Raw genomic sequence first — 22202 nt, forward strand, 5'->3', positions numbered from 1 at the left:
TTATTAAATGTATATTATTTATCATTAATGTATTGACTGGAACACTAGTACAAAGCGAATCTGGTTGATAAGTTGGTGATTAAATTTTGATTTTTGAATTGTTAATAACGTTATTATTAGAGTGAATTCTGTTTGGAGTACCTGTGTGAAGCCTGATAAAGATCCACAAACATTAGTCACACCGTTGGCGTTTAATATCGCGCCCAATGTGCTTTATACCCCTTTAGCCTCGCCGTTTAAGCGTGGCGTTGCCATATTGATTGATGGACTATTGATCAGTGTACTCGCCGAGCAGGCTGGGTTTATATTTATTCTGCTGGTGGCATTAACGATTTTAATCGAGCGACGTAGCCATCAAATTGGTGAGGTATTGAAATGGTGTTTATATCTTTCGATGTTGATCATGGCGATTTTTGTGACCAGTGACAATTTGATTGATTATCAAAGCAGTGAAGATACGGTACCTAGGACGTCAGAAGAAACAGTGAAGATTGATGATCCTGATGTGGCAGCTTTTATCTCCATTATCGATATTATAGCCCTGAAGAGTTGTGAGGATTTTATTTGCATCGATAAACATTTTAATCAGATTGCCGATTTACTTAATAGTACCGAAATGACGTCGAAGAAAAAGCGCCGAGTGTTAGGTGATCTGGTTGAGGATTTAGACTTAACAGAGCCTCAACGTCATGCTTTAGAAAGAATAGTAGACAACAAAGTACCTCAAACTAAAGCCTCTGAAACAATTGATGAGCACAATGAGTCTGAAGCACAATCCGAGTTGAGTCCTGATCCTCAAGCATTAGTCGATGAAGTGATTGATACTCAGCTGCCTAACAAAAAGTTAGAACTGGAAGATAGTGATCAAGATAAAGGTTCAAATTATAGTATTATCAACTGGGCTAAAGGATTACTGAATGATTTAGGGTTAGGCTTCGGTTGGGCGGCGTTCTATTTTACGGTTTTTATTGCCTGGTTTGATGGGCAAACTTTGGGCAAGAAATTGCTTAATATTAGAGTCATTAAACTCGATTCTAGTCCCATTACACTCTGGGGCGCTTTTGGGCGATATGGTGGTTATGGTGCCGGTTTTGCTACCGGCTTGTTAGGTTTTATGCAGATTTTATGGGATGCGAATCGACAAGCGATACAAGATAAGATTTCTGCCACTGTGGTGATTGATTTAAGTAAAGCAAAACAGTTAACAGAAGAGGATAAAGCCCAATTGGGTTATCAATAAATTAACTCGATGGGTTTTATTAAATAAGCCTCAAATACCGTGGGTATTTGAGGCTTTTTCATTATCGCAAAAAAAATCAATCTGGTGCGATTTGGTTATTTTTATAAGCCGCACGATATTTATCAACCCACATCGAGGTGGCACCACAAATCGCGACTGGCATAACGATAAAGTTAACGATAGGGATCATCGAAAATAGCGTTACCGCCGCGCCAAAACTAAAGCTACTGCCTTTGGTTTGATTGAGTGCGAACTTCATCTCTTTAAACGGCACTTTATGATTATCGAACGGGTAGTCGCAATACTGCACCGCCATCATCCAGGCACTGAACATAAACCATAATATTGGCGCCGCAGTTTGACCTATGAAGGGGATCCAAAATAACACCAGGAATATGATGGCACGGGGTAAATAATATTTAAGTTTGATCCATTCGCGGCCTAATATTCTCGGCAAGTCTTTAACTAGGTCAATGGTGCCGCCAGTATTAAGGCTTTTGCCAGTTAAATATTGCTCGACCTTTTCAGCCAATAGGCCGTTAAACGGCGCTGCTATCCAGTTCATCACCGAACTAAACAAAAATGACAACACCACTAACAGTGCCAGAACTGCGATGGGCCATAACAGGAAGTTAAGCCAGCTAAGGTAGTCGGGGATTTGACTATTCATCCAGCTAAAGACCTGATCTAATTGACCAATGGCAATATAGATTACGGCGGAAAAAAGCAGGATGTTGATCGACAGCGGAATAAACACGAAACGGCGCAATCCTGGCTGCTTAATTAAATGAAATCCTTCAAGAAAGTAGTTCACTCCACTTTTAGAAGAGGAAACGGCTGTTTTATCCATAATATCTTTTAGTCATGAGCTGTGTTTGATTTCGATTGTGTTCCAGCATAGTCACAAAAACAAGTGACAAATGAAGCAAGTGGCGAGAAAAAACGTTACAAAATGCAGCTCGCTTTGATAAAGTGAGTTTTAATAACAACAGGCGTATTTTTATCGCCGTTCATCAAGACGACTAAACGACCCAATGAGACTCAAACAGATAAAACTTGCTGGATTTAAGTCGTTTGTAGATCTAACTAAAATCCCATTTAACCAACCGCTTAGCGCAATTATTGGTCCTAATGGTTGTGGCAAATCCAATGTTATCGATGCCGTTCGTTGGGTTCTTGGCGAAAGTTCAGCCAAACACTTACGCGGTGATTCCATGGCCGATGTCATTTTTAATGGCTCATCGGCACGTAGACCTGTTTCTGTCGCCAGCGTCGAGTTGCTGTTTGACAATCAGCAAGGTCGCCTTGCAGGACAATATGCCAGTTATCAAGAGATCGCCGTCAAGCGTCAGGTAAGCCGCGATGGCGATGCCAGTTATTTCCTTAATGGTCAAAAATGTCGCCGTAAAGATATTACCGATCTGTTTATGGGCACCGGACTTGGGCCGCGCAGTTATGCCATTATCGAACAGGGCACCATTTCTCGACTTATCGAATCTAAGCCACAAGAACTAAGGGTTTTTATTGAAGAAGCGGCCGGTATTTCACGCTATAAAGAGCGTCGTCGTGAAACCGAAAACCGTATTCGTCATACCCGTGAGAATCTTGAACGTTTAGGCGATATTCGCCAAGAGTTAGGTCGGCAAATCGACAAGCTCGCCGAGCAAGCTGAGGCCGCGAAGCAATACCGACAATTGAAACAGGCTGAGCGTGAACAAGATGCCGAGTTAAATGTGTCGCGTTGGTTAGAGCTTCAGTCTCAGCTGGAAAAGTTATCAGCCGATATTGGTTTGCAAGAGCGTGATAAGAGTGAGCAAGATGCGGCGCGCCAAGCAATAGAAACACAAGCCGTGGCTTTGAAAGTCAAACTCGATGAATTAGACCAAGATGAGCACCGTCAGGTAGAAGCTTTCTATCTAAGCGGTAATCAAATCGCTAAGCTGGAGCAGTCGTTAAAGCATCGCCAAGAGCAAGATGCTCACTTAAATAGCCGCATTCAAGAAACCCAAAATAAACTTGCCGATACTCAGCAAAATCTACAATCGATTGTCAGTGCCGCAGCCCAGTTGTCTGAACGTCATCTACAGGCACAGCAGCAATTACAAGCGTTTGAGCTACAGCAAGAGGTGATCGACGAGCAATTGTCTGAAGCCGAATTAACCTTAGAGCAAAATAGCGACGCCTTAGCTCAAGTAAAACAGCAGCAACACCAGCAGCAATTGCAAGCGCAGATGACGGGCTCAGAACAGAAACATTTACGCCGTAATCTAGAACAAAAACAGCAGCAAAAATTGGTGCTTTCGAATCAGTTAGCCAAGCTAGCTGAACTGCAAAAAGAGGATAAGTTATCCCAGCAACTTCAAGACTGCGACAACTTATCTTTGCAGTGTCAGCAGTCAGTCGAAATTCAGCAGCAAAAACAGCAACAACTCACTCAGCTTGAACAGCAAGATAAAAAGTTACTGAGTCAGATTGATGCGTTATCACAATCTCTTGCAGAAGAACGTGGTCGCTTTAATGTGGTTCAACGATTGTTACCTAAAGGCGACACTGGAAAATCTCAGGCACTGTGGCAAACCTTAACCGTTGAGCCCGGTTGGGAAGTCGCAGTAGATTTGGCGCTTGAAGGGGTGTTAACCCAAACGGTTAATGATGATACCGCTAGCGGTTTCGTTAAATCTGAACAATGGCAAAGGGATAATCGTTGGCAAGGGATGAGTGCCCCTGTCAATTTGGCACCTTGGTTAGCCCATCTTCGCTGGGCAAAAGATCTTGCTGCAGCTCAAGCCTTGCTGAGCTCGATTGCTGATGATGAGCGCATCGTGACCGCTGATGGTTACCTTGTGGGTCATGGCTTTATTTTGCAAAAAAGCCAACAGGGTAGCTCGCTAGTTCAACTTAAGATGGAACAAGAGGCGTTAAGCCAGAGCATTGCCGAAAGTGAGCAGAGCTTAGGGTTACTTCGCGCGGATAGCAGTAAGGTGGCGCAGCAGTTATTAACTCAGCGCGGCGAATTACAGCAACTGACTAAGCAGTTACAACAGCAACAGTTAGAGCTTGAACGTCTAAAAGTGCAAATTGATGTGACGCGCGCGCAACAGGTCCAAACTCAGCAACAACGGCAACAGCTAACTGAGCAGCTAAAGCAACTAACAGAGAGTTTGATTGCAGATGAACAACAATTACTGCAGTTAAGCGATGCGGCTGAAGCCGATATGCAGCAAACTCAGCAATTACAGCAGCAGTTTGAGTTGGTGACTAAGACTTATCAAGAAAGCCATCAGCTCAGTAAACGCTTAAAGCAATCTAAACAAGAGCTTACTCAGCAATACGCTCAAAGTCAGCGGTTATTACAAGCTGTCGATACCGAAAAAGCGCTTAATTTGCAGCAACAGCAGCAGTACCAAAAGCAAGTTGCTGAGCTCACTCAAGGATTGGCTGCACTGCAAAATCAACTGGATCAGCAGTATCAAGCCAATAACCATGATTCTACCAATAAAGTGCAGCAACAATTGACGCAATTGCTTGAGCAGCAACAGCAAAAACAGTTGCAGCTGGACAGTTTACGCCGTGAGCAAGCTCTGCTTCAGAGTCAATTTGATGAGCTAGGATCAAAACAAAAACAACAACTTGGTAAGATAGAGCACTTGACTCAAGCTATCAGCACGTTAAAGTTACGACGCGAAGGCATTAATGGACAAGCCGATAGCCAACAAGGCATCTTAGTTGAGCATGATATTGATATCGAAATGGTGACAGCCAAGCTGGATAACAGTGTGTCCTTGTCGAAGCGGCAAAAGTCATTGGAACGTACTCGCGCGCGAATTGCGCATTTGGGGGCAATTAACTTGGCCGCCATCGAAGAGTTTGAACAGCAGAGTGAACGTAAACGCTATCTTGATCATCAAGATGCGGATCTTAATAAGGCCATTAACAGTCTGGAAGAAGCGATCCGTAAGATTGATAAAGAGACCAAGACACGTTTTAAAACCACTTTTGATAAGGTAAACCAAGATTTAGGTTTATTGTTTCCGAAAGTGTTTGGCGGCGGTAGCGCTCATTTGGCTCTGACCGATGATGACTTGCTGGAAACCGGAGTTACCATTATGGCAAGGCCTCCGGGGAAAAAGAACAGCACTATTCATCTGCTTTCGGGTGGAGAAAAAGCGTTAACCGCTTTATCATTGGTGTTTGCTATTTTTAGGCTGAATCCTGCGCCGTTTTGTATGTTGGATGAAGTCGATGCACCGCTTGATGATGCCAATGTTGAGCGTTTTTGTCGCTTAGTAAAAGAGATGTCTCAAAGCGTACAATTTGTTTATATTAGTCACAATAAGATCACCATGGAATTGGCAGATCAACTAATAGGTGTCACTATGCACGAACCTGGAGTGTCGCGTATAGTCGCCGTAGATATTGATGAAGCGGTGGCATTAGCCGACGCTGGATAATTTTGGGAAGAGCAGGGTAATCAATGGAAAATTTGCAACTGGTATTGTCTGTGTTAGGAGCGATAGCCATTATCGCGGTACTTGTGCATGGTTTTTGGTCCATTAGAAGGCAACAGCCTAAGTCATATAAAGAAACTCCCATCGCAGATCTTTACACGGATAAAAAACGCGACCCCGATGGCTTCGATGCCGATGGTATTGGTGAAGTGCGCGTGCGTAAAGCCAGTGAAACCGAAGCGACTGCTGAAGCTCAACAAGACACCACCGTTAAGGTTGAATCGACTGAGACTTCAGCTGAAACTGAATCATTTTCCTTATCAGATTCACCGATAAAGAAGGCGCCTAAGACTCGTCATGAACCTTCAATTACGTCCGATGAATCTGAAACCATTGAGCAGATGGAGTTGGGTTTAGGCCAAGCGCCACAAGCTCAACCACAGCCTTCGCTATTTGAAGATCCTGTTGTCAATCGAAAGCCTGAAAAAATTAAGACGGCAGCGCCACAATCCAGCCAGTCACAAACCAGCGAGCCACAGCCACAAGCGAATCAGCCAAAGCCGGTTGAGACTGAAGTTGATATTGAGCCGCAAACCACAAGCCTGGTGTCGCAGCCGCTATCGGGTGACGCCGAAGTTTCATCAGCAGGTGAAGAGAAGCAAGAGGAAACTTTAGCAGAACCTAAAGATGTACTGGTATTGCATGTGGTGGCGAAAGAGGGCGAGGAGCTTAACGGTGCTGAATTGTTACCTAGCTTGCTGACCCTTAACTTCAAGTTTGGTGATATGGATATTTTCCATCGCCATGAAGATAATGCCGGAACGGGTAAAGTCTTATTCTCATTAGCGAACATGGTTAAACCGGGGATATTTAATCCCGATGAAATGGAGCAGTTTACCACTCAAGGTGTGGTGCTATTTATGACGATCCCATGTTATGGCGATCCGTTAATGAATTTCTCCAATATGCTTAATTCTGCCCACCAAATTGCCGACGACCTCGGTGGTGAATTACTCGACGGTGGCCGTGAAAACTGGAACGAGCAGAAGAAACAAGCCTACTTACAGCGGATTAGAGCGCTTATATAAAAGGTATTAATTCCTAGAAAAATAGAGGCCGCAACAGCGGCCTCTATTGCTTGATTTGGATAGAGACAATGTCAGCAATACAAGATGAAATTAAACAGCTAACCAGCGAAATCAATCAACATAATTATCGCTATTATGTCGATGATATGCCTTCTATTCCCGATGCCGAGTACGATAGATTATTGCGTCGTCTGCAAGCATTAGAAGCACAATATCCGCAGTTTGCAGAGCCAGATTCACCGACCAAACGTGTGGGTGGTGAAGCGCTAGCAAAATTTGAGCAAGTGACCCACTTAAAGCCGATGCTCAGCCTAGACAATGTGTTTAGTGAAACTGAGTTTAATGCATTTTATAAGCGAGTGAGTGACAAAACCGTGGCTGAGCCAGCATTTTGCTGCGAGCCAAAACTCGACGGCTTAGCGGTAAGCTTGCTTTATCGTGATGGTATCTTCGAGCGTGCTGCTACCCGTGGTGATGGTAGTGTCGGTGAAGATATTACCGAGAACGTGCGCACCATTAAATCGATTCCTTTGAAACTGCGCGGTGAGCAGTTCCCGCCTTTATTGGAAGTTCGCGGCGAAGTATTTATGCCTAAGGCTGCTTTTGAGGCCGTTAACGAAAAAGCCCGTCAAAAAGGTGAAAAGCTGTTTGTAAATCCGCGAAATGCTGCGGCAGGCAGTTTACGCCAACTCGACAGCAAGATCACCGCCAGTCGAGCATTGGCGTTTTATGCCTATGCGCTGGGTGTGGTTGAGCCCACATCATGGCCGATGGACGATAGCCATTATCAACAATTGATGCAGCTAAAAGGCTGGGGGTTCCCGGTTAGTAGTGAAGTTAAATTGTGCGATGATGTTCCGGCGATATTGCATTATTATCAAGATATTTTGCAGCGCCGCAGTGAACTGGCCTATGAAATTGATGGTGTGGTGTTAAAGGTCAATGATATTGCTCAGCAGCAAACCTTAGGTTTTGTGGCTCGAGCTCCACGATGGGCAACGGCTTATAAGTTCCCTGCACAAGAAGAAATCACTGTGCTTGAAGGGGTTGATTTTCAAGTGGGGCGCACCGGTGCAGTGACTCCTGTGGCGCGCTTAAAACCTGTGTTTGTTGGTGGCGTAACGGTGTCAAATGCCACCTTACATAATGCCGATGAAATTGCCCGTTTAGGGGTGAAAATTGGCGATAGTGTCATTATTCGTCGTGCTGGGGATGTGATCCCACAAATCGTGGCTATCGTTGCTGACAAGCGTCCAGATAATGCCATGGATATTAGTTTTCCATCCACTTGCCCTGTGTGTAACAGTGATGTGGAGCGTGTAGAAGGTGAAGCCGTCGCACGTTGCAGTGGCGGATTATTCTGTGAAGCCCAACGTAAAGAGGCGATAAAACATTTTGCTTCTCGCAAGGCGTTAAATATCGATGGTTTAGGCGATAAAGTCGTTGAGCAGATGATCGATAAAGAGCTGATAGAGACCCCCGCAGATCTGTTTAAGCTCACGACCTCGGCTATTACCATGCTAGATCGTATGGGAATGAAATCGGCTACCAATTTAGTTGCCGCCATCGAGCACGCCAAACAAACCTCTTTTGCGCGTTTTCTCTACTCTTTAGGGATCCGCGAAGTGGGCGAGGCAACGGCGGCGAATTTGGCGAGTCACTTTAAAACCTATGAAAAACTCATTCAGGCCAATGCCGATGAGTTTATGCAAGTCGAAGATGTGGGGGTGATTGTGGCGCAGCATCTCGTGCACTTCTTTGCCCAGCCTCATAACCTAGAGGTGGTACAGGGCATTATCGATGCCGGTGTAAATTGGCCTGCGATTGAAGAAGTGTCCGAAGACGAACTGTCGCTAAAAGGACAGACTTGGGTATTAACTGGCACGTTAACTCAGTTAAATCGTAATGATGCAAAAGCACAACTTCAGGCATTAGGCGCTAAGGTTGCAGGGAGTGTCTCTAAAAATACCGATTGTTTAGTGGCTGGAGAAAACGCGGGCTCTAAGTTAACAAAAGCACAAGAGTTAGGGATTAAAATTATCGATGAAGCGGAGCTGTTGGCTTTACTCGGCTAACTGTTTGCTTGCACAAAAACGCCATCTTCGGATGGCGTTTTACATTAAGTGATTCATCACAATTGAAATTAGGGTTTGTGTCACCATATATAAGAAAAAGAGTGGAGACCACGGTTGAATTTTTCCCATATTAATTGGCTCGATGACAAAGGCCATTTCAAGCCACCTTTGATGCTGTATCTGATGCTGGCTTTCATTGCGCGTGGTTGGTGTGTGTTTATCGCTTCGTTGACTCAAGCGAGTGATCGAGCTGGACTTGTCGCTCTTATTTATCCACAAAAGTCAGACTTTTTGTTGTCATTGGCGGCAGGTTTTGGTGCTATTATTCTCTACGGTTTGGTGATCGCCGAGCGTAAACGTTCTCCCTCTTGGGCCCGCCCCTTGTTTAATCAACTCAAATGGTTACTGATACTGCTATTGATTGTCGATGCGAGTCTATTACTGCAACGTTTAATCCATGGTCACTTCCTGTTTACCTGGAGTGTGGGGCTTGACGCCTTATTCCTATTTTGGAGCTCCATCTTCATTGCTAAGTCTAAACACCTGCTTTACTACCTTAATGACTGGAAAGCGGAGTAGTTACTTTAATACTCTATTTGCAAGCCAAACATTAACCTAACTGTCAATATTATGACTTTTTTGGTGTTTTAAGTTGCTATTGTCGGCGTTTATGTTATTAAACTTAATCATGTTTTATCTATTTGTAAGATAAATTTCTGGGTAAGGCGAAACTTTGATTTTGCTGTTCTGGGAATGACGTGATTGAGTGGAGTTGCCGACAGTGGCCAAAACTGAGCCCCTAACCATACCTATTGCTAAGTTGCAGATCGGTCAGACGGTAAAGCTGCCCCTGTCTTGGAAAAATCATCCCTTTCTACGCAACCGCATCAAAATAGATCAAGAAGAGCAAATCGAACTGATCAAAAGCTTGAATGTGCCTTTTGTCATTTTATTGGAGGGTGATTATGTTGCTGATGACGAGAGTGATCAGGATGATAGCCACGAGAGTCACAAAGCTGTTCCCAAACCCGATCTTGTCATGGCTGCTCGTCAGTCTCTGCGTAAATCCCTCAGGTATAGCCAAAAACGCTTTAATGATTCTGTTGAACAAAATCGCACCATCTTTAGCAAGATAGCCAGCGATCCTAGCGGAGCTTATCGTGAAGGCTCGAGTTTAACTGAAGCCCTGCTTGAACATTTATATGAGGAAACTCAGCCACATTTTGCTCTGGTAAGTGCCGGTAGAGCTGAACAAAACGAAATTCAGCATGGTATTACTGTTGCGGTAATAGCATTGAGTCTGGCTAAGGCATTGGACTTGTCTAAAGTGGCGATGCGCGATATTGCGTTAGGCTGTTTGTTCCATGATATTGGTAAGCTGAAAGTTCCTGAGAGTATCAAGCGTAAGAAGTTACCTTTGACGACCTCTGAAACTAATTTCTTAAAGATGCACCCGAATTTTGGTCATGAGATGTTGGCTAAGACAGAGCTATATAGCCCCGAGGTGCTAGATATCGTGTTGCATCACCATGAGTTTGTCGATGGCTCAGGTTATCCACATGGGCTAACTGAAGCTGCATTATCGCTTAATACTCAATTAGTCAGTTTAGCCAATGATTACATGGATTTGATTAGTGTGGGCGAGGGACGTTCTCCTCAGATTGCCTTAGGTTATTTATTTAAAAACCACCGTCAAAAACATGCTGAATCCTTGATAGCTGCGTTAGTTAAGGCGCTTGGGATCTATCCACCCGGCACCATAGTGAAGTTGTCTGATGGGAGTATTGCTAAGGTGATGCGAACCACTTCATCGGCTAAGCGGCCAAATGTTTGGGCTTGTGACGTCGATGGCGCAGAGCCGAGTTTACGTGTGCTCGAAAATGAATCGGTCGAAGTGGTTGAGTCGGTCAAGCTCGATGAGTTAGATGAAAGTGTCAGTAGAATCTTAAAAGTTCAGGAAGGGATCTGTTTTTATTTTTGCTAGCGGTAACAAGCGACTTTAATCAAGCTTTCCTTTAAGGTATTTTAAGTTTACAAACTGCTTAAACAGAAAGATAAATGATAAATTCAGTTGCCGTTGTAGGCTGTGGTTGGTTTGGACTGCCATTGGCCAAAGCGCTTGTCACTCAAGGTATCAAAGTGAGTGGCTCTAAGCGAGATCTCCAGAAGGCACTAGGGTTAAACCAAGATGGAATTGATGGGTTTAAACTCGATTTAACCCATGATGTCAAACTTAACCCACCCGACTTAGCCAAGTTACACGCCGATGCTATCGTGATTAACATTCCTCCCGGTCTGCGTCGTGGCGATAATGATTACCTCGAGCGACTCAGCCGCTTAGTTGATTTAATTGGCGCTCATATCTACCAAAAAATCGTTTTTATCAGTACCACAGGTGTCTATCCTGCAAATGGTAAATTAATGACTGAAGCCGATGCTGAGGCTCACTCTAATAGCAGTGAAACCTTACTAAAGGCGGAATCTTTTTTTGCTTCGGCAACAGTTGTTAGGTTTGCAGGGCTTATGGGGCCTAAGCGTCATCCTGGGCGATTTTTAGCCGGTAAAACTGGGCTTAAAGGGGCAAACTTAGCCGTTAATATGACGCATCTGGATGATGCCGTTGCTGCGGTTAGCTGCATCTTGGCTCACTTAGGTCCATTAGCGCCTATCTATAATGTCTGCACCGCTCATCATCCCAGTAAACAGGCATTTTATCAGCAGGCGGCCGAAGGGCTTGAATTAACTGCACCACAGTTTGATACTTTGGGTGAGGCGAATGAGGATAAACGGGTCGATGGCTCGCTAATCAGTCGGCAACTGGGATATCAGTATCGGCATGTGGATCTGTTTGAAGCGTTGCAGTGTTGCTAAATTTTGAATCGTAAAATGCATTTAAATCAATTAGAAAGAGAATAATATGAAAAAAATCACTTATGTAGTCCGTTTCATGATGGTTATTTTTGCGGGGTTATTTGCGGTGCAAGTAGCTGCTCAAGCGCAATTTATAGAAGGTCGTGATTACGTGAAAGTGGCGGGCATCCCTGAGGCGACTAAGCCGGTAGTACGAGAGTTCTTTTCGTATAACTGTCCCCATTGTTACCGACAAGATGGTTTGTTTAAGGCCACCATGGAAAAGTTAGGTGATTCGGTCGATTTTGAACGTACCCCTGTTGGTGCAGGACGCCCAAGTTGGCAGTTAAGCCAAGAAGCTTATTATTTAGCGCAGAAGTTCAAGGTAACCGAGCAGGCCCATGGCAATCTGTTTAAGCGCATCCATGAAGGACAAGGTGCCTTTACTCGTAAGGAAGAGTTAAGCCAATTCTTTATGGCCGAGGGTGTGCCACAAAGTGATGTTGAAAAGGCTATGGCATCGGCAGATAGCCAACTGGCGTTATCGAATTATGATACTCAAGCCGAGTTGGCTGGAATTCGGGGTGTACCGACCTTATTAGTCAATGGTAAGTACATGGTGACCAATAAAACTCGCTCACCAGAAGAACTCTCTGCTCTATTAAAATACCTTTCTACGCTGGAGTAATTCTTCAATTGACAGCCAGTAGAGCAAAAATACTAAACCGCCACATGGCGGTTTTTTTGTACATTTTCATTACATTTCAGTTCGACCTTAGTCTAACCTAAGTGTTTGAAAATAACTAAAGTTGACGCCAGCGTTAACTTGTATCTATCTGTTTTTAAATGACTATGTTGGTTTTTTGTTTCGGGTTGACGTTGGCGTTAGACTAAGGTCGCGATTGTCGTAATATCCTCGCTTGCTAGATTAATCGATGACTTAATCATAATCAGCATAGGGGAGTCGTAATGGCTTTTGAAAATAACGAAAAGGCAGAAGGTTACTGGCGTGAGAATTTACGTCTTGTACTTGGACTGCTAGGAATTTGGGCCGCAGTCTCGTTTGGCTGTGGCATTTTACTGGTTGATGTACTTAACGAGATCCACCTGATGGGCTTCAAACTGGGTTTCTGGTTTGCTCAACAAGGCGCGATGTACGTATTCGTTGCACTTATTTTTGTTTACGTGAAGAAAGCTAACGCGTTAGACAAAAAGTATAACGTTCAGGAAGATTAGGGAGTAACGAGTATGGATGTTCAAACTTTAACCTACCTTATTGTAGGCTTCACCTTTGCCCTATATATCGGCATTGCGATTTGGTCTCGTGCTGGTTCTACAAAAGAGTTCTATGTTGCTGGCGGTGGAGTTCATCCTGTGATGAACGGTATGGCGACGGCGGCAGACTGGATGTCGGCAGCATCATTTATCTCTCTTGCAGGTATTGTTTCTTTCGTCGGTTATGATGGCTCGGTTTACTTAATGGGCTGGACTGGCGGTTACGTGCTGTTAGCCTTATGTATGGCGCCTTACTTACGTAAGTTTGGTAAGTTTACGGTACCCGATTTTATCGGTGATCGTTACTACTCACAAACCGCACGTACTGTTGCGGTTATTTGTGCCATTTTCATCAGTTTCACTTATATCGCGGGCCAAATGCGTGGTGTGGGTGTGGTGTTCTCTCGCTTCCTAGAAGTAGATATCGAAACGGGTGTCTATATCGGTATGGCCGTGGTGTTCTTCTATGCGGTATTAGGCGGTATGAAAGGGATCACATACACCCAAGTGGCTCAATACTGTGTGTTAATTTTTGCCTTTATGGTACCGGCTATCTTTATCTCTGTGATGATGACAGGCCACATTTTACCTCAGCTTGGCTTTGGTGCGCAGTTGATTGATGCAGCGGGCAATAATACTGGGGTGTATCTGTTAGATAAGCTCGATGGCTTATCGGGTGAACTTGGTTTCTCCCAATATACCGAAGGTTCTAAGAGTATGCTTGATGTGTTCTTCATCACGGGTGCGCTAATGTTCGGTACTGCGGGTCTACCTCACGTTATCGTGCGTTTCTTCACTGTGCCTAAAGTGAAAGATGCGCGTATCTCTGCAGGTTGGGCGTTGGTATTCATTGCCATTATGTACACCACTGTTCCTGCATTGGCGGCTTTCTCTCGTGTAAACATGATTGAAACCATCAATGGTCCAGAGTCGACAGGTGTTGCTTATGAAACTGCTCCTGAGTGGATTAAAAACTGGGAAAAAACCGGTCTAATCCAATGGGATGATAAGAATGCCGATGGTAAGATCTATTATGCCAAAGGTGATACCAATGAGATGAAGATTGACCGCGATATCATGGTACTTGCTACGCCAGAAATTGCTAATTTACCAGCTTGGGTGATTGCATTAGTGGCAGCAGGTGGTTTAGCGGCAGCATTATCAACTTCAGCGGGTCTACTCTTGGTTATTTCAACCTCAGTGTCTCATGATTTGTTGAAGAAGAATTTGATGCCCGATATCTCCGATAAGAAAGAGTTGATGTATGCTCGTATTGCTTCGGCGGCAGGCATTGTGATGGCGGGTTACTTCGGTATTAATCCACCAGGCTTTGTGGCTGCGGTTGTGGCAATTGCGTTCGGCTTAGCGGCATCGTCGCTGTTCCCAGCAATTATCATGGGTATCTTCTCTAGAACCGTTAACAAAGAAGGTGCTATCGCAGGTATGGTTTTAGGCCTTGGTTTCTCGGCACTATATATCATCTACTTCAAGTTTATTAATCCAGCGGCTAACAGTGCTGATCACTGGTTCCTTGGGATCTCTCCTGAAGGTATCGGTATGTTAGGTATGATGATTAACTTTGCAGTGGCCTTTGCCGTTAGTAAAGTCACGACTGCGGTACCGCAAAATGTGGTTGATATGGTTGAGTCAATTCGTTTCCCTAAAGGGTCTGGCGAAGCACACGATCACTAATGCTTGATAAGTTAATTAAAAAGGAGCGCATTGCGCTCCTTTTTTTATGCAAAACCGGTTAGAAACTGATAACGCCCTAGTATCAAGCTGAGTTTTTAAGTTAGCCGTTTGAGTTTACAGGCTTTGAGGCTGCCGATATCTATAGGCAAATTTATCCCAGGAGTGCTGATGTCATCCTATCGATAAGAGGTGAGGAAACTTTGTATTATTTAGCCTTAATGGGCTGGCCTTAAGTCGTATGGCAACTGTTTGTAAGAAAAGGCTATAGTTGTTAAAACAGCGCTTACTCTGAGAGAGATTATGGACGCGAGCGAGTTACAACCCGTAGTACAATTTTTAGGCCAGCTAATTCCTTTTGATAGTTTGTCGGCAGCAACCTTAGAACGCTGTTGCCGCTCATTAACCGTTGGCTATTACAGTAAGGCGTCTAAATATGTGCCTTTAGATGAGTCTCATCCGCAGTTGTATATTGTTCGAAGCGGTGCTTTTGAAGTGCGTGATGAGCAAGGTGAGCTAATCGACCGGTTAGGGGATGGTGATTTCTTTGGTTTTCCCTCGTTATTGTCGGGAGAGAAAATCAGTAATCGCATTCAGATCTTAGAAGATGGACTGGTGTATCATCTCGATCCTGAAACCTTTAATGCATTGCGTAGCGAAAGTCGTGAATTTGACCGCTTTTTTAATCGGGCATTTGCTAAACGCTTACGGCATCAAGGACGATTTAAGGCGGCAGAGCTAGGTTCGACCAATAGGGTAAGTAGTTTGATGTCGAACCAGCCGCTGACTTTGGATGTCAAAGCCAGCGTCAGTGAGGCGGCGCGGTTAATGCGTAACGCTCGGGTATCTTCTGTGTTGATTCTCGATAATCAAAAGCTAGTCGGGATCTTAACCGATAGAGATTTAAGAAACCGGGTATTAGCCGAGGGCTTAAATGGTGATCTTCCTGTTTATAAAGCCATGACACCTTCTCCAACCTATTTGCATTCCAGCGCACTAGTTTTTGAAGCTATGCTATTGATGAGTCAGCACAATATTCATCACCTTCCCATCATGGACCACGACCTGCCTATCGGGGTGATCACCAGTACCGATATTCTACGGGGACAAAGCTCGCAGCCATTATTGTTGATTGGCGAAATTGAGCGGCAGAATAGTTTAGAAAGCTTAATTAATGTTAGTAAGCAGATCCCATTGTTGCTGCAAAATTTAATTAGTGCCGATGCTCGCGCAGAAGAGATAGGCCGAGTATTAACTTCAGTAACCGATGCGTTAACCCGGCGTTTAATTGTGCTTAATCAACAGATTTTAGGACAGGCACCGTTGCCTTTTTGTTGGCTAGCTTTTGGCTCTCAAGGGCGGCAAGATCAAGCCGCTTGCTCAGATCAAGATAATGGATTGTTAGTTGCCGAAGAGATGGACGAGCAGGCACAGGGTTATTTTGAAGCCCTGACAAAGGCGGTGTGTGCAGGATTGGATGCTTGTGGCTATGTCTATTGTCCGGGTGACATTATGGCGCAAAACCCCAAGTGGCGGATGACATTAAAACAGTGGCAGCAACAGTTTGAAAATTGGGTTCAAAGACCCGAGCCGAAAGCGCTGATGCATGCCAGTATCTTTTTCGATATGCGCTGTGTTTATGGTCCATCTACGTTATTTGATAGCTTACAAACTCGGGTGCTGGAATTCACCAAAGACAATGACATTTTTTTAGCTGGGATGGCGGGCAACTCATTACAAGTTTCTCCACCGCTAGGCTTTTTTAAGAAGTTTGTCTTAGAGCGCGATGGCCAAGAGGTGAAGGGAATCGATTTAAAGCACAAGGGCAGCGCATTAATTAATGATATTGCACGTATTTATGCTCTTTCTGCGGGAATTAAAGAGGTTAATACTGCTAAGCGTATTCGTCTGTTGATGGAGCAAAATATTATTAATCGCAAAGATGCCTTGAATCTGGCCGATGCTCATGAGTTTATCGCCCACATGCGGCTATCGAATCAGGGGTATCAGTTTACCCATAATGAAGCGTTAAGTAATTATCTCAAGCCACAGCAGCTTTCATCTTTGGTTCGCCATCAACTTCGTGATGCTTTTAAAGTTGTGCATGATGCGCAGGCGGGTCTAAAACTTAAGTTTACTCGGAGTTTCTAAGGTGCTGCATCATCAACTGGTGAAAAGCCAACTGTGTTGGCGCGCCTTTAAGAGCCAAAACAGTGTGCTCAAATCTTATTACCAAGCCTTAATGCCGATGCTGGATAAATCAGCTTTCGATGCGTCCTTTATGGTGCTGGATCTTGAGATGACCGGACTTAACCCTAGCGATGATCAGATCCTCAGCATGGGTTTAGTGCCCATTGAAAAAGGACAAGTTATTTTAAAACAAGCTGAACATAAATTACTGAAAATAGAGGGAAGTGTAGGGCAAAGCGCCACTATCCACGGTATTTTGGATGCCCACCTCCATCAGGCTTTACCTTTACATGAAGTGATGGATTGGTTTTTAAGCGTGACTCAAGGCAAAGTCTTAGTGGCACATCATGCTCCTTTAGATCTGGCTTTTTTACAGGCGGCATTATCTCAGGAGGGATTCAATAAACCTAAGTTAATGGCGGTCGATACATTAGCCTTAGAAAGAAAACGTTTGCTACGCCAGCACGAAACCATAAAAGAGGGCAGTCTGCGGCTTGGGGCTAGTCGTGAGCGTTATGGATTACCGGTATATGCGGCTCATAATGCATTAATCGATGCCTTAGCTTGTGGCGAATTGTTATTGGCTCAGATGGCAACAATGGGCGGCGCTAAACAATTAAAGGTCAGCGATCTGTTTTGTTAGAGCCAGCTTTCGAGCTATGAGTGGTTTCGACAGCATTAGTTACATTTTTCCTAGCTGATATTCGCATTCAAAACCTGTTGCTTAGGTTACAGTCATAATAAGTAACGCGAATGATAATGGGAGTTTTTATGGCATTACCTTTAATCTGGCTTGGTGGTGCGGCCTTAGGGGCTATGCTGGTAGCGGATGAGCGTAGTAAGCAAAAGCAGCTTACTGTTGATAGACGTCTTGGTCGTGCGCCTAAAGCGCCTGATCAGCAGCAGGCCTCACCGTTATCACCGAGTTTGTGGCATTTGGGCGAGGTTAAAGTCGCGCCCAAGCCCGGCTCAATTGTCTGTTGTTTTGTATTTGGTGTGATTGAACATACGGGGATCTGGCTCGGTGAGGATACCTTATTAGAACTTCATGGCAGCGGGTTAATCAGACCTATTTCATCTGCGCGCTTTCTAGCGGGCAGGAGTGGTAGTCGAATTTTTCAAGCTTGCGATCATCAGCATCAACCTTTGATTGCTGACAAGATTTTAATTCGCGCCGAGCAGGCGATTTATCAATATCGAGACTACGATCTATTCGATAATAATTGTCACCGTTTTGTGTGGTCTTGTGTTTCTGGCGAGGAACTTCCGGTTAGCAGTTTTGCTAAGCTCAATCGTTTACTGGGGCAATATTTCAAACAAGCCATCTATTGGGATGAATTACAACGGGTTAAGTAATAGAGATTATGTTGCCCATAGTGTAATAAAAAACGCCAGCAAAAGCTGGCGTTTTAATTTGAGTGTAGGGAGGGTTAGCTGCAGAAGTGCTTTACTGCTGGAGCCACTAACTCAATACCTGTTTTATCGCATGGGGGTAACTCTGCATCACTTTGTTTCAGTGGTGTCACTCTATCGCCCCATTTAAACAGCACGGCTGCAGAGGTTAAACCTGCGCCAAATGCACAAGAAAGAATAGTTTGATTAGGTTGAATACGACCATTTTCCAGTGCATCACAAATCGCGATGGGAATCGTTGCCGCCGAAGTGTTACCGTAGTTAGCGATGTTAACGATAGCTTTCTCTTTCGGGATCTTCATACGGTTAATCAAGGTATCTATGATACGCTCGTTGGCCTGATGTGGAATGACTAAATCCACTTCATCTTTGTCTACGCCACATTTCTCTAGTACTGTGGTGCTGAGTTTACCCATACCCGCGATAGCGCGTTTGAAGATCTCTTGGCCGTTGAACTCGATGAAGAAATCCAGAGAGGCGGCATTGAATCTGTCCATTGCAGTACCAAAACCTGCCTTTAAGATATCACGACCAGCGGGGTCGTTATTTAGCTCATAGCCTAACACTCCACCTTCTTGGTCACTGGCTTCGAGTACCACAGCCCCAGCGCCATCACCAAATAGAACGGCAGTTTCACGACGTGACCAATCAAGATAGAAAGAAAGACGTTCAGCGCCTATCACTAACACGCGCTTACATTGACCACTCTTAATTTGTGAACTGGCTAGACCCATACCATATAAAAAACCACTACAGGCCGCGTTGATATCGAAAGCACCACAGTTGGCCCCAATATTAGCCTGTACAGTTGAGGCAATATTGGGGATCAAGGTATCAGGGCTAGCAGTTGCTAAGATGATAAGATCAATATCGCTGCCTTCAAGTCCTGCAGCTGCTAGAGCTCTCTTTGCGGCTACTGAGGCGAGTTCAGAAGTGCCTACGTGGCTGATATGACGTTGGCTGATCCCTGTACGCGGCTTAATCCATTCATCAGAAGTATCGATAAAGGTAGCAAGATCATGGTTTGTAAGTGTCGCGGGGGGAACACATTTTCCCCAACCTGTGATAGTAGCGTACTGCATCATATATTCTCTCAAAATGATAAAGACAGTAGGAAGATCTGCTTTATCTCAACAAAATTAAAAAATCTAAAATAGGTGGTCTTTATTAACCTACCTGCTTAGCAACTAATTTACGGATAGTCTCAGCTGCATGTAATATGTGTGTCTTGAGTAGCATGGTGGCCTTAGCAATATCTTTTTTTCTACAATACTCAAGCAGTTGTTTGTGTTCTTGCTCCGCCTTGGGAATTCCGCCTTCTGTCAAAAGCTGTAGACGAATATAACGGTCGCAGTTTGTATTAAGGCCATGAACCACTTCAAGTGTATGAGGGCGGTTAGCCGCTTCATATAAACAACTGTGGAATTTAGTATTCAATACACTCCAACTGCTGATGGAGTCTTGATTTTTAAAGGCGGTTTCTAACTCATCAAGATAAGCCTGTGCTTTATCTAAAATGGCATCTGTCATGTTCAACATCGCCTTTTGCAAAAGGTCTGTTTCAATCAAGGCCCTGAGTTCAAATAGCTCTGTTACTTGTTCGGCGGAGAGTACTGTTACCGTCGCACCTTTATGCGCCTCAAATTTCACCAAACCTTCCGCTTCCAATTGCACTAATGCTTCTCTGATTGGAATACGGCTAACATTAAGGGATTGAGCTAAAGCACTTTGGCGTAATGGTTTGCCTGCTGCTATGTCACCGGAAAGAATCTTCTCTCTAATGGCTTCTACTACAACTTGAGTGCGTGTTACATGAACGTTTGACGTTTCTTGGCTCATAGTTCCCGTATTGTTAATAGCGATATTGGTACAGATCCGAGTAAGGTTACCGTTTATAACGCTATAAATAAAGGAAAACCATGATTTCCTGCTTCCATTGGCTAATGATAAAATGCGCCATAGCCAGTTGCAGTGCCGATGTCTGTTACATGACTAAGGTTAACAAGATGGGTTTAAAAAGCTATTTTTATGTGAACTGACCCTATTAATTAGTCTTGCGAGTGGCCTGCAATAAGTCATGAATCTAGAGTTAAGTCATGAATCAAGATGGACAGTTATCAGAATGACGTTGGAAGGAAAATTTGTCCGAGATGGTCAGAACATAAATGGTCAAAATATAGTTGTTCTAAATTACATGAAAAACAAACCACTACAATCTACATCTGGATTCGCATCACTAATAAAACAGGTACAGGTGTGCCGTTTGTGTGAGGCCAATTTACCCGATGGTGTTAAGCCTATTATTCAAGCGAGTACTGAAGCGCGAATCTTAATTGCTGGTCAAGCGCCGGGAGTGGTTGCTAATCAATCAGGTATTGCATTTGATGATCTCAGTGGCGATCGTTTACGTCAGTGGTTAGGCGTTTCGAAGCAGCAATTTTATGACAGCAATTTATTTGCTATTTTGCCAATGGCATTTTGTTATCCCGGTAAGGGTAAAAGTGGTGATTTAGCACCACCTAAAGCATGTGCCAAGCAGTGGCGGGCTCAGTTACTCAATCATTTACCTAATATCCAGCTGACATTAGCGATAGGCCAATATGCGCAACATTATCATTGTATGGATAATCGTTCGCTGACCGAGCGAGTTCGCCACTGGAAAGATTACGGCGATAGATTAATCCCGTTACCTCATCCTAGCCCGCGTAATAATATTTGGTTAAAACGTCATGATTGGTTCGAGCAGCAACTGTTACCTGAATTACAACATCGTATAGAGTCAATTCTGTAGTAACTTGCTTTAATGTCAGAAATTTTTTCATGAATAATTAGCTTCACCGCGGTGCATTTCTGCCATAGTGGTGTGATAATAAAGGCTAACTATTGAGTTCGATCTAATTAGAGGTATTTGTCTGTGAAACCTGCTGTGTTCCTAGATAGAGATGGTGTGATCAATATTGACCATGGCTACGTGCATCAAGTTGATGACTTTGAATATGTCGAGGGGGTATTCGATGCTTGTCTGGCGTTAAAGCAGATGGGATATAAACTTGCTGTGGTGACAAATCAATCTGGAATTGCTCGCGGCTTATATACTGAAGACCAGTTTCATACATTAACAGAATGGATGGATTGGAACTTTGTCGATAAAGGCGTCGAACTCGATGGAATCTACTATTGTCCTCATCACAGCGAAAAAGGTATCGGTGAATACAAGCAAGATTGTGATTGTCGCAAACCTAAGCCAGGAATGATCAACAGTGCGGCGCAATTTTTAAAAATCGATTTATCGAAATCTGCAATGGTTGGTGATAAACGCGATGATATGTTGGCAGCTAAAGCTGCTGGTATTCCAACACGTATTTTGGTTCGTACAGGCAAAGACGTTACTCAGGAAGCCATAGACGAAGCCACTATTGTTTTAGATTCGATAGCCGATGTACCTGCTTACTTAAAATCGCTATAAGCGGGATCTATACCTAATGTCATATGCATTCTAGTCATCGAACAATGACAAAGCGTTATAATAGTTCTGCTATAGCAGAACTATTATTGCGACTAAATAAGCTCGAAACGATGTAAATATACTCGCATTGTTTGATATTTAATCGATCAAACTGTTTTGTTAAAACAATCTTGAAAAAGGGGTTGACGTAATGCTCGCTCTGAGTAGAATACGCAGCCCTAGCCACTCGGAACGACGAGATGCGCTAACGCTCTTTAACAATTTATCAAGTAATCTGTGTGGACACTCACAGGTATTGAGTTAATCGAAAACGATTTATTTCTCAATGCAATTTGTCACTAGCAATAGTGAAGGGACACTCACAGGTATTGAGTTAATCGAAAACGATTTATTTCTCAATGCAATTTGTCACTAGCAATAGTGAAGAGTGTTCATAGCAATATGTCTTATGCTCATGTTTTACAAGAG

At 43.9% G+C, this 22202-nt stretch carries 18 protein-coding genes; 15 read left to right on the plus strand and 3 right to left on the minus strand.

Features of this window, described 5'->3' with window-relative positions:
* Positions 1-145 precede the first annotated feature (145 nt).
* Positions 146-1240 (plus strand): RDD family protein, encoded by a 1095-nt coding sequence (locus L1D21_RS05080; RefSeq protein WP_239844130.1) that lies wholly within the window; start codon positions 146-148, stop codon positions 1238-1240.
* 76 nt (positions 1241-1316) lie between these two features.
* On the opposite strand, the gene cysZ is transcribed toward L1D21_RS05080, so the two are convergent.
* Entirely contained in the window at positions 1317-2090 is a 774-nt protein-coding gene (gene cysZ / locus L1D21_RS05085; RefSeq protein ID WP_239844131.1) for a sulfate transporter CysZ, read from the minus strand.
* 184 nt (positions 2091-2274) lie between these two features.
* Here cysZ and L1D21_RS05090 point away from each other — a divergent pair, with 184 nt between their 5' ends.
* From L1D21_RS05090 to L1D21_RS05145, 12 genes are all read left to right on the plus strand, one after another.
* Positions 2275-5691 carry a chromosome segregation protein SMC gene (locus L1D21_RS05090; RefSeq protein WP_239844132.1) on the plus strand — a complete coding sequence of 1139 codons (3417 nt, stop codon included), beginning with the start codon at positions 2275-2277 and terminating at the stop codon, positions 5689-5691.
* Positions 5692-5714: 23 nt separating this feature from the next.
* Complete coding sequence (gene zipA / locus L1D21_RS05095; protein ID WP_239844133.1) at positions 5715-6776, plus strand: cell division protein ZipA; 1062 nt, start codon at positions 5715-5717, stop codon at positions 6774-6776.
* A gap of 68 nt (positions 6777-6844) precedes the next feature.
* Positions 6845-8851, plus strand: coding sequence for an NAD-dependent DNA ligase LigA (ligA, locus tag L1D21_RS05100; RefSeq protein ID WP_239844134.1), 2007 nt, complete (start codon positions 6845-6847; stop codon positions 8849-8851).
* 114 nt (positions 8852-8965) lie between these two features.
* Positions 8966-9430 carry a DUF2919 domain-containing protein gene (locus L1D21_RS05105; protein ID WP_239844135.1) on the plus strand — a complete coding sequence of 155 codons (465 nt, stop codon included), beginning with the start codon at positions 8966-8968 and terminating at the stop codon, positions 9428-9430.
* A 202-nt stretch (positions 9431-9632) separates the two neighbouring features.
* Positions 9633-10835 carry an HD-GYP domain-containing protein gene (locus L1D21_RS05110; RefSeq protein ID WP_239844136.1) on the plus strand — a complete coding sequence of 401 codons (1203 nt, stop codon included), beginning with the start codon at positions 9633-9635 and terminating at the stop codon, positions 10833-10835.
* Between the two features lie 74 nt (positions 10836-10909).
* Entirely contained in the window at positions 10910-11722 is an 813-nt protein-coding gene (locus tag L1D21_RS05115) for an SDR family oxidoreductase (protein ID WP_239844137.1), read from the plus strand.
* A 46-nt stretch (positions 11723-11768) separates the two neighbouring features.
* Complete coding sequence (locus tag L1D21_RS05120; RefSeq protein WP_239844138.1) at positions 11769-12389, plus strand: thiol:disulfide interchange protein DsbA/DsbL; 621 nt, start codon at positions 11769-11771, stop codon at positions 12387-12389.
* A gap of 281 nt (positions 12390-12670) precedes the next feature.
* Complete coding sequence (locus L1D21_RS05125) at positions 12671-12937, plus strand: DUF4212 domain-containing protein (protein WP_239844139.1); 267 nt, start codon at positions 12671-12673, stop codon at positions 12935-12937.
* Positions 12938-12949: 12 nt separating this feature from the next.
* The gene (locus L1D21_RS05130) at positions 12950-14668 is read left to right on the plus strand and encodes a sodium:solute symporter family protein (protein ID WP_239844140.1); all 1719 of its coding nucleotides are present in this window, start codon (positions 12950-12952) and stop codon (positions 14666-14668) included.
* 300 nt (positions 14669-14968) lie between these two features.
* The gene (locus tag L1D21_RS05135; RefSeq protein ID WP_239844141.1) at positions 14969-16816 is read left to right on the plus strand and encodes a DUF294 nucleotidyltransferase-like domain-containing protein; all 1848 of its coding nucleotides are present in this window, start codon (positions 14969-14971) and stop codon (positions 16814-16816) included.
* 4 nt (positions 16817-16820) lie between these two features.
* Entirely contained in the window at positions 16821-17498 is a 678-nt protein-coding gene (locus L1D21_RS05140) for an exonuclease domain-containing protein (RefSeq protein ID WP_239844193.1), read from the plus strand.
* Positions 17499-17626: 128 nt separating this feature from the next.
* Entirely contained in the window at positions 17627-18211 is a 585-nt protein-coding gene (locus L1D21_RS05145; protein WP_239844142.1) for a lecithin retinol acyltransferase family protein, read from the plus strand.
* Between the two features lie 74 nt (positions 18212-18285).
* Here the strand turns inward: L1D21_RS05145 and L1D21_RS05150 are convergent, their stop codons facing one another.
* On the minus strand, positions 18286-19350 hold the full coding sequence (locus L1D21_RS05150) for a ketoacyl-ACP synthase III (RefSeq protein WP_239844194.1): 1065 nt from the start codon (positions 19348-19350) through the stop codon (positions 18286-18288).
* An 85-nt stretch (positions 19351-19435) separates the two neighbouring features.
* Positions 19436-20107 (minus strand): GntR family transcriptional regulator, encoded by a 672-nt coding sequence (locus L1D21_RS05155; RefSeq protein ID WP_239844143.1) that lies wholly within the window; start codon positions 20105-20107, stop codon positions 19436-19438.
* Positions 20108-20462: 355 nt separating this feature from the next.
* Between L1D21_RS05155 and L1D21_RS05160 the strand changes: the two genes are divergently transcribed.
* Positions 20463-21059, plus strand: a complete 597-nt coding sequence (locus tag L1D21_RS05160; protein WP_239844144.1) for a uracil-DNA glycosylase family protein — start codon at positions 20463-20465, stop codon at positions 21057-21059.
* A 123-nt stretch (positions 21060-21182) separates the two neighbouring features.
* Positions 21183-21734, plus strand: a complete 552-nt coding sequence (gmhB, locus tag L1D21_RS05165) for a D-glycero-beta-D-manno-heptose 1,7-bisphosphate 7-phosphatase (protein WP_239844145.1) — start codon at positions 21183-21185, stop codon at positions 21732-21734.
* Positions 21735-22202: the final 468 nt, after the last annotated feature.

Origin of the sequence: Shewanella sp. Isolate11, assembly GCF_022398315.1 — a bacterium.
Lineage (GTDB): Bacteria > Pseudomonadota > Gammaproteobacteria > Enterobacterales > Shewanellaceae > Shewanella.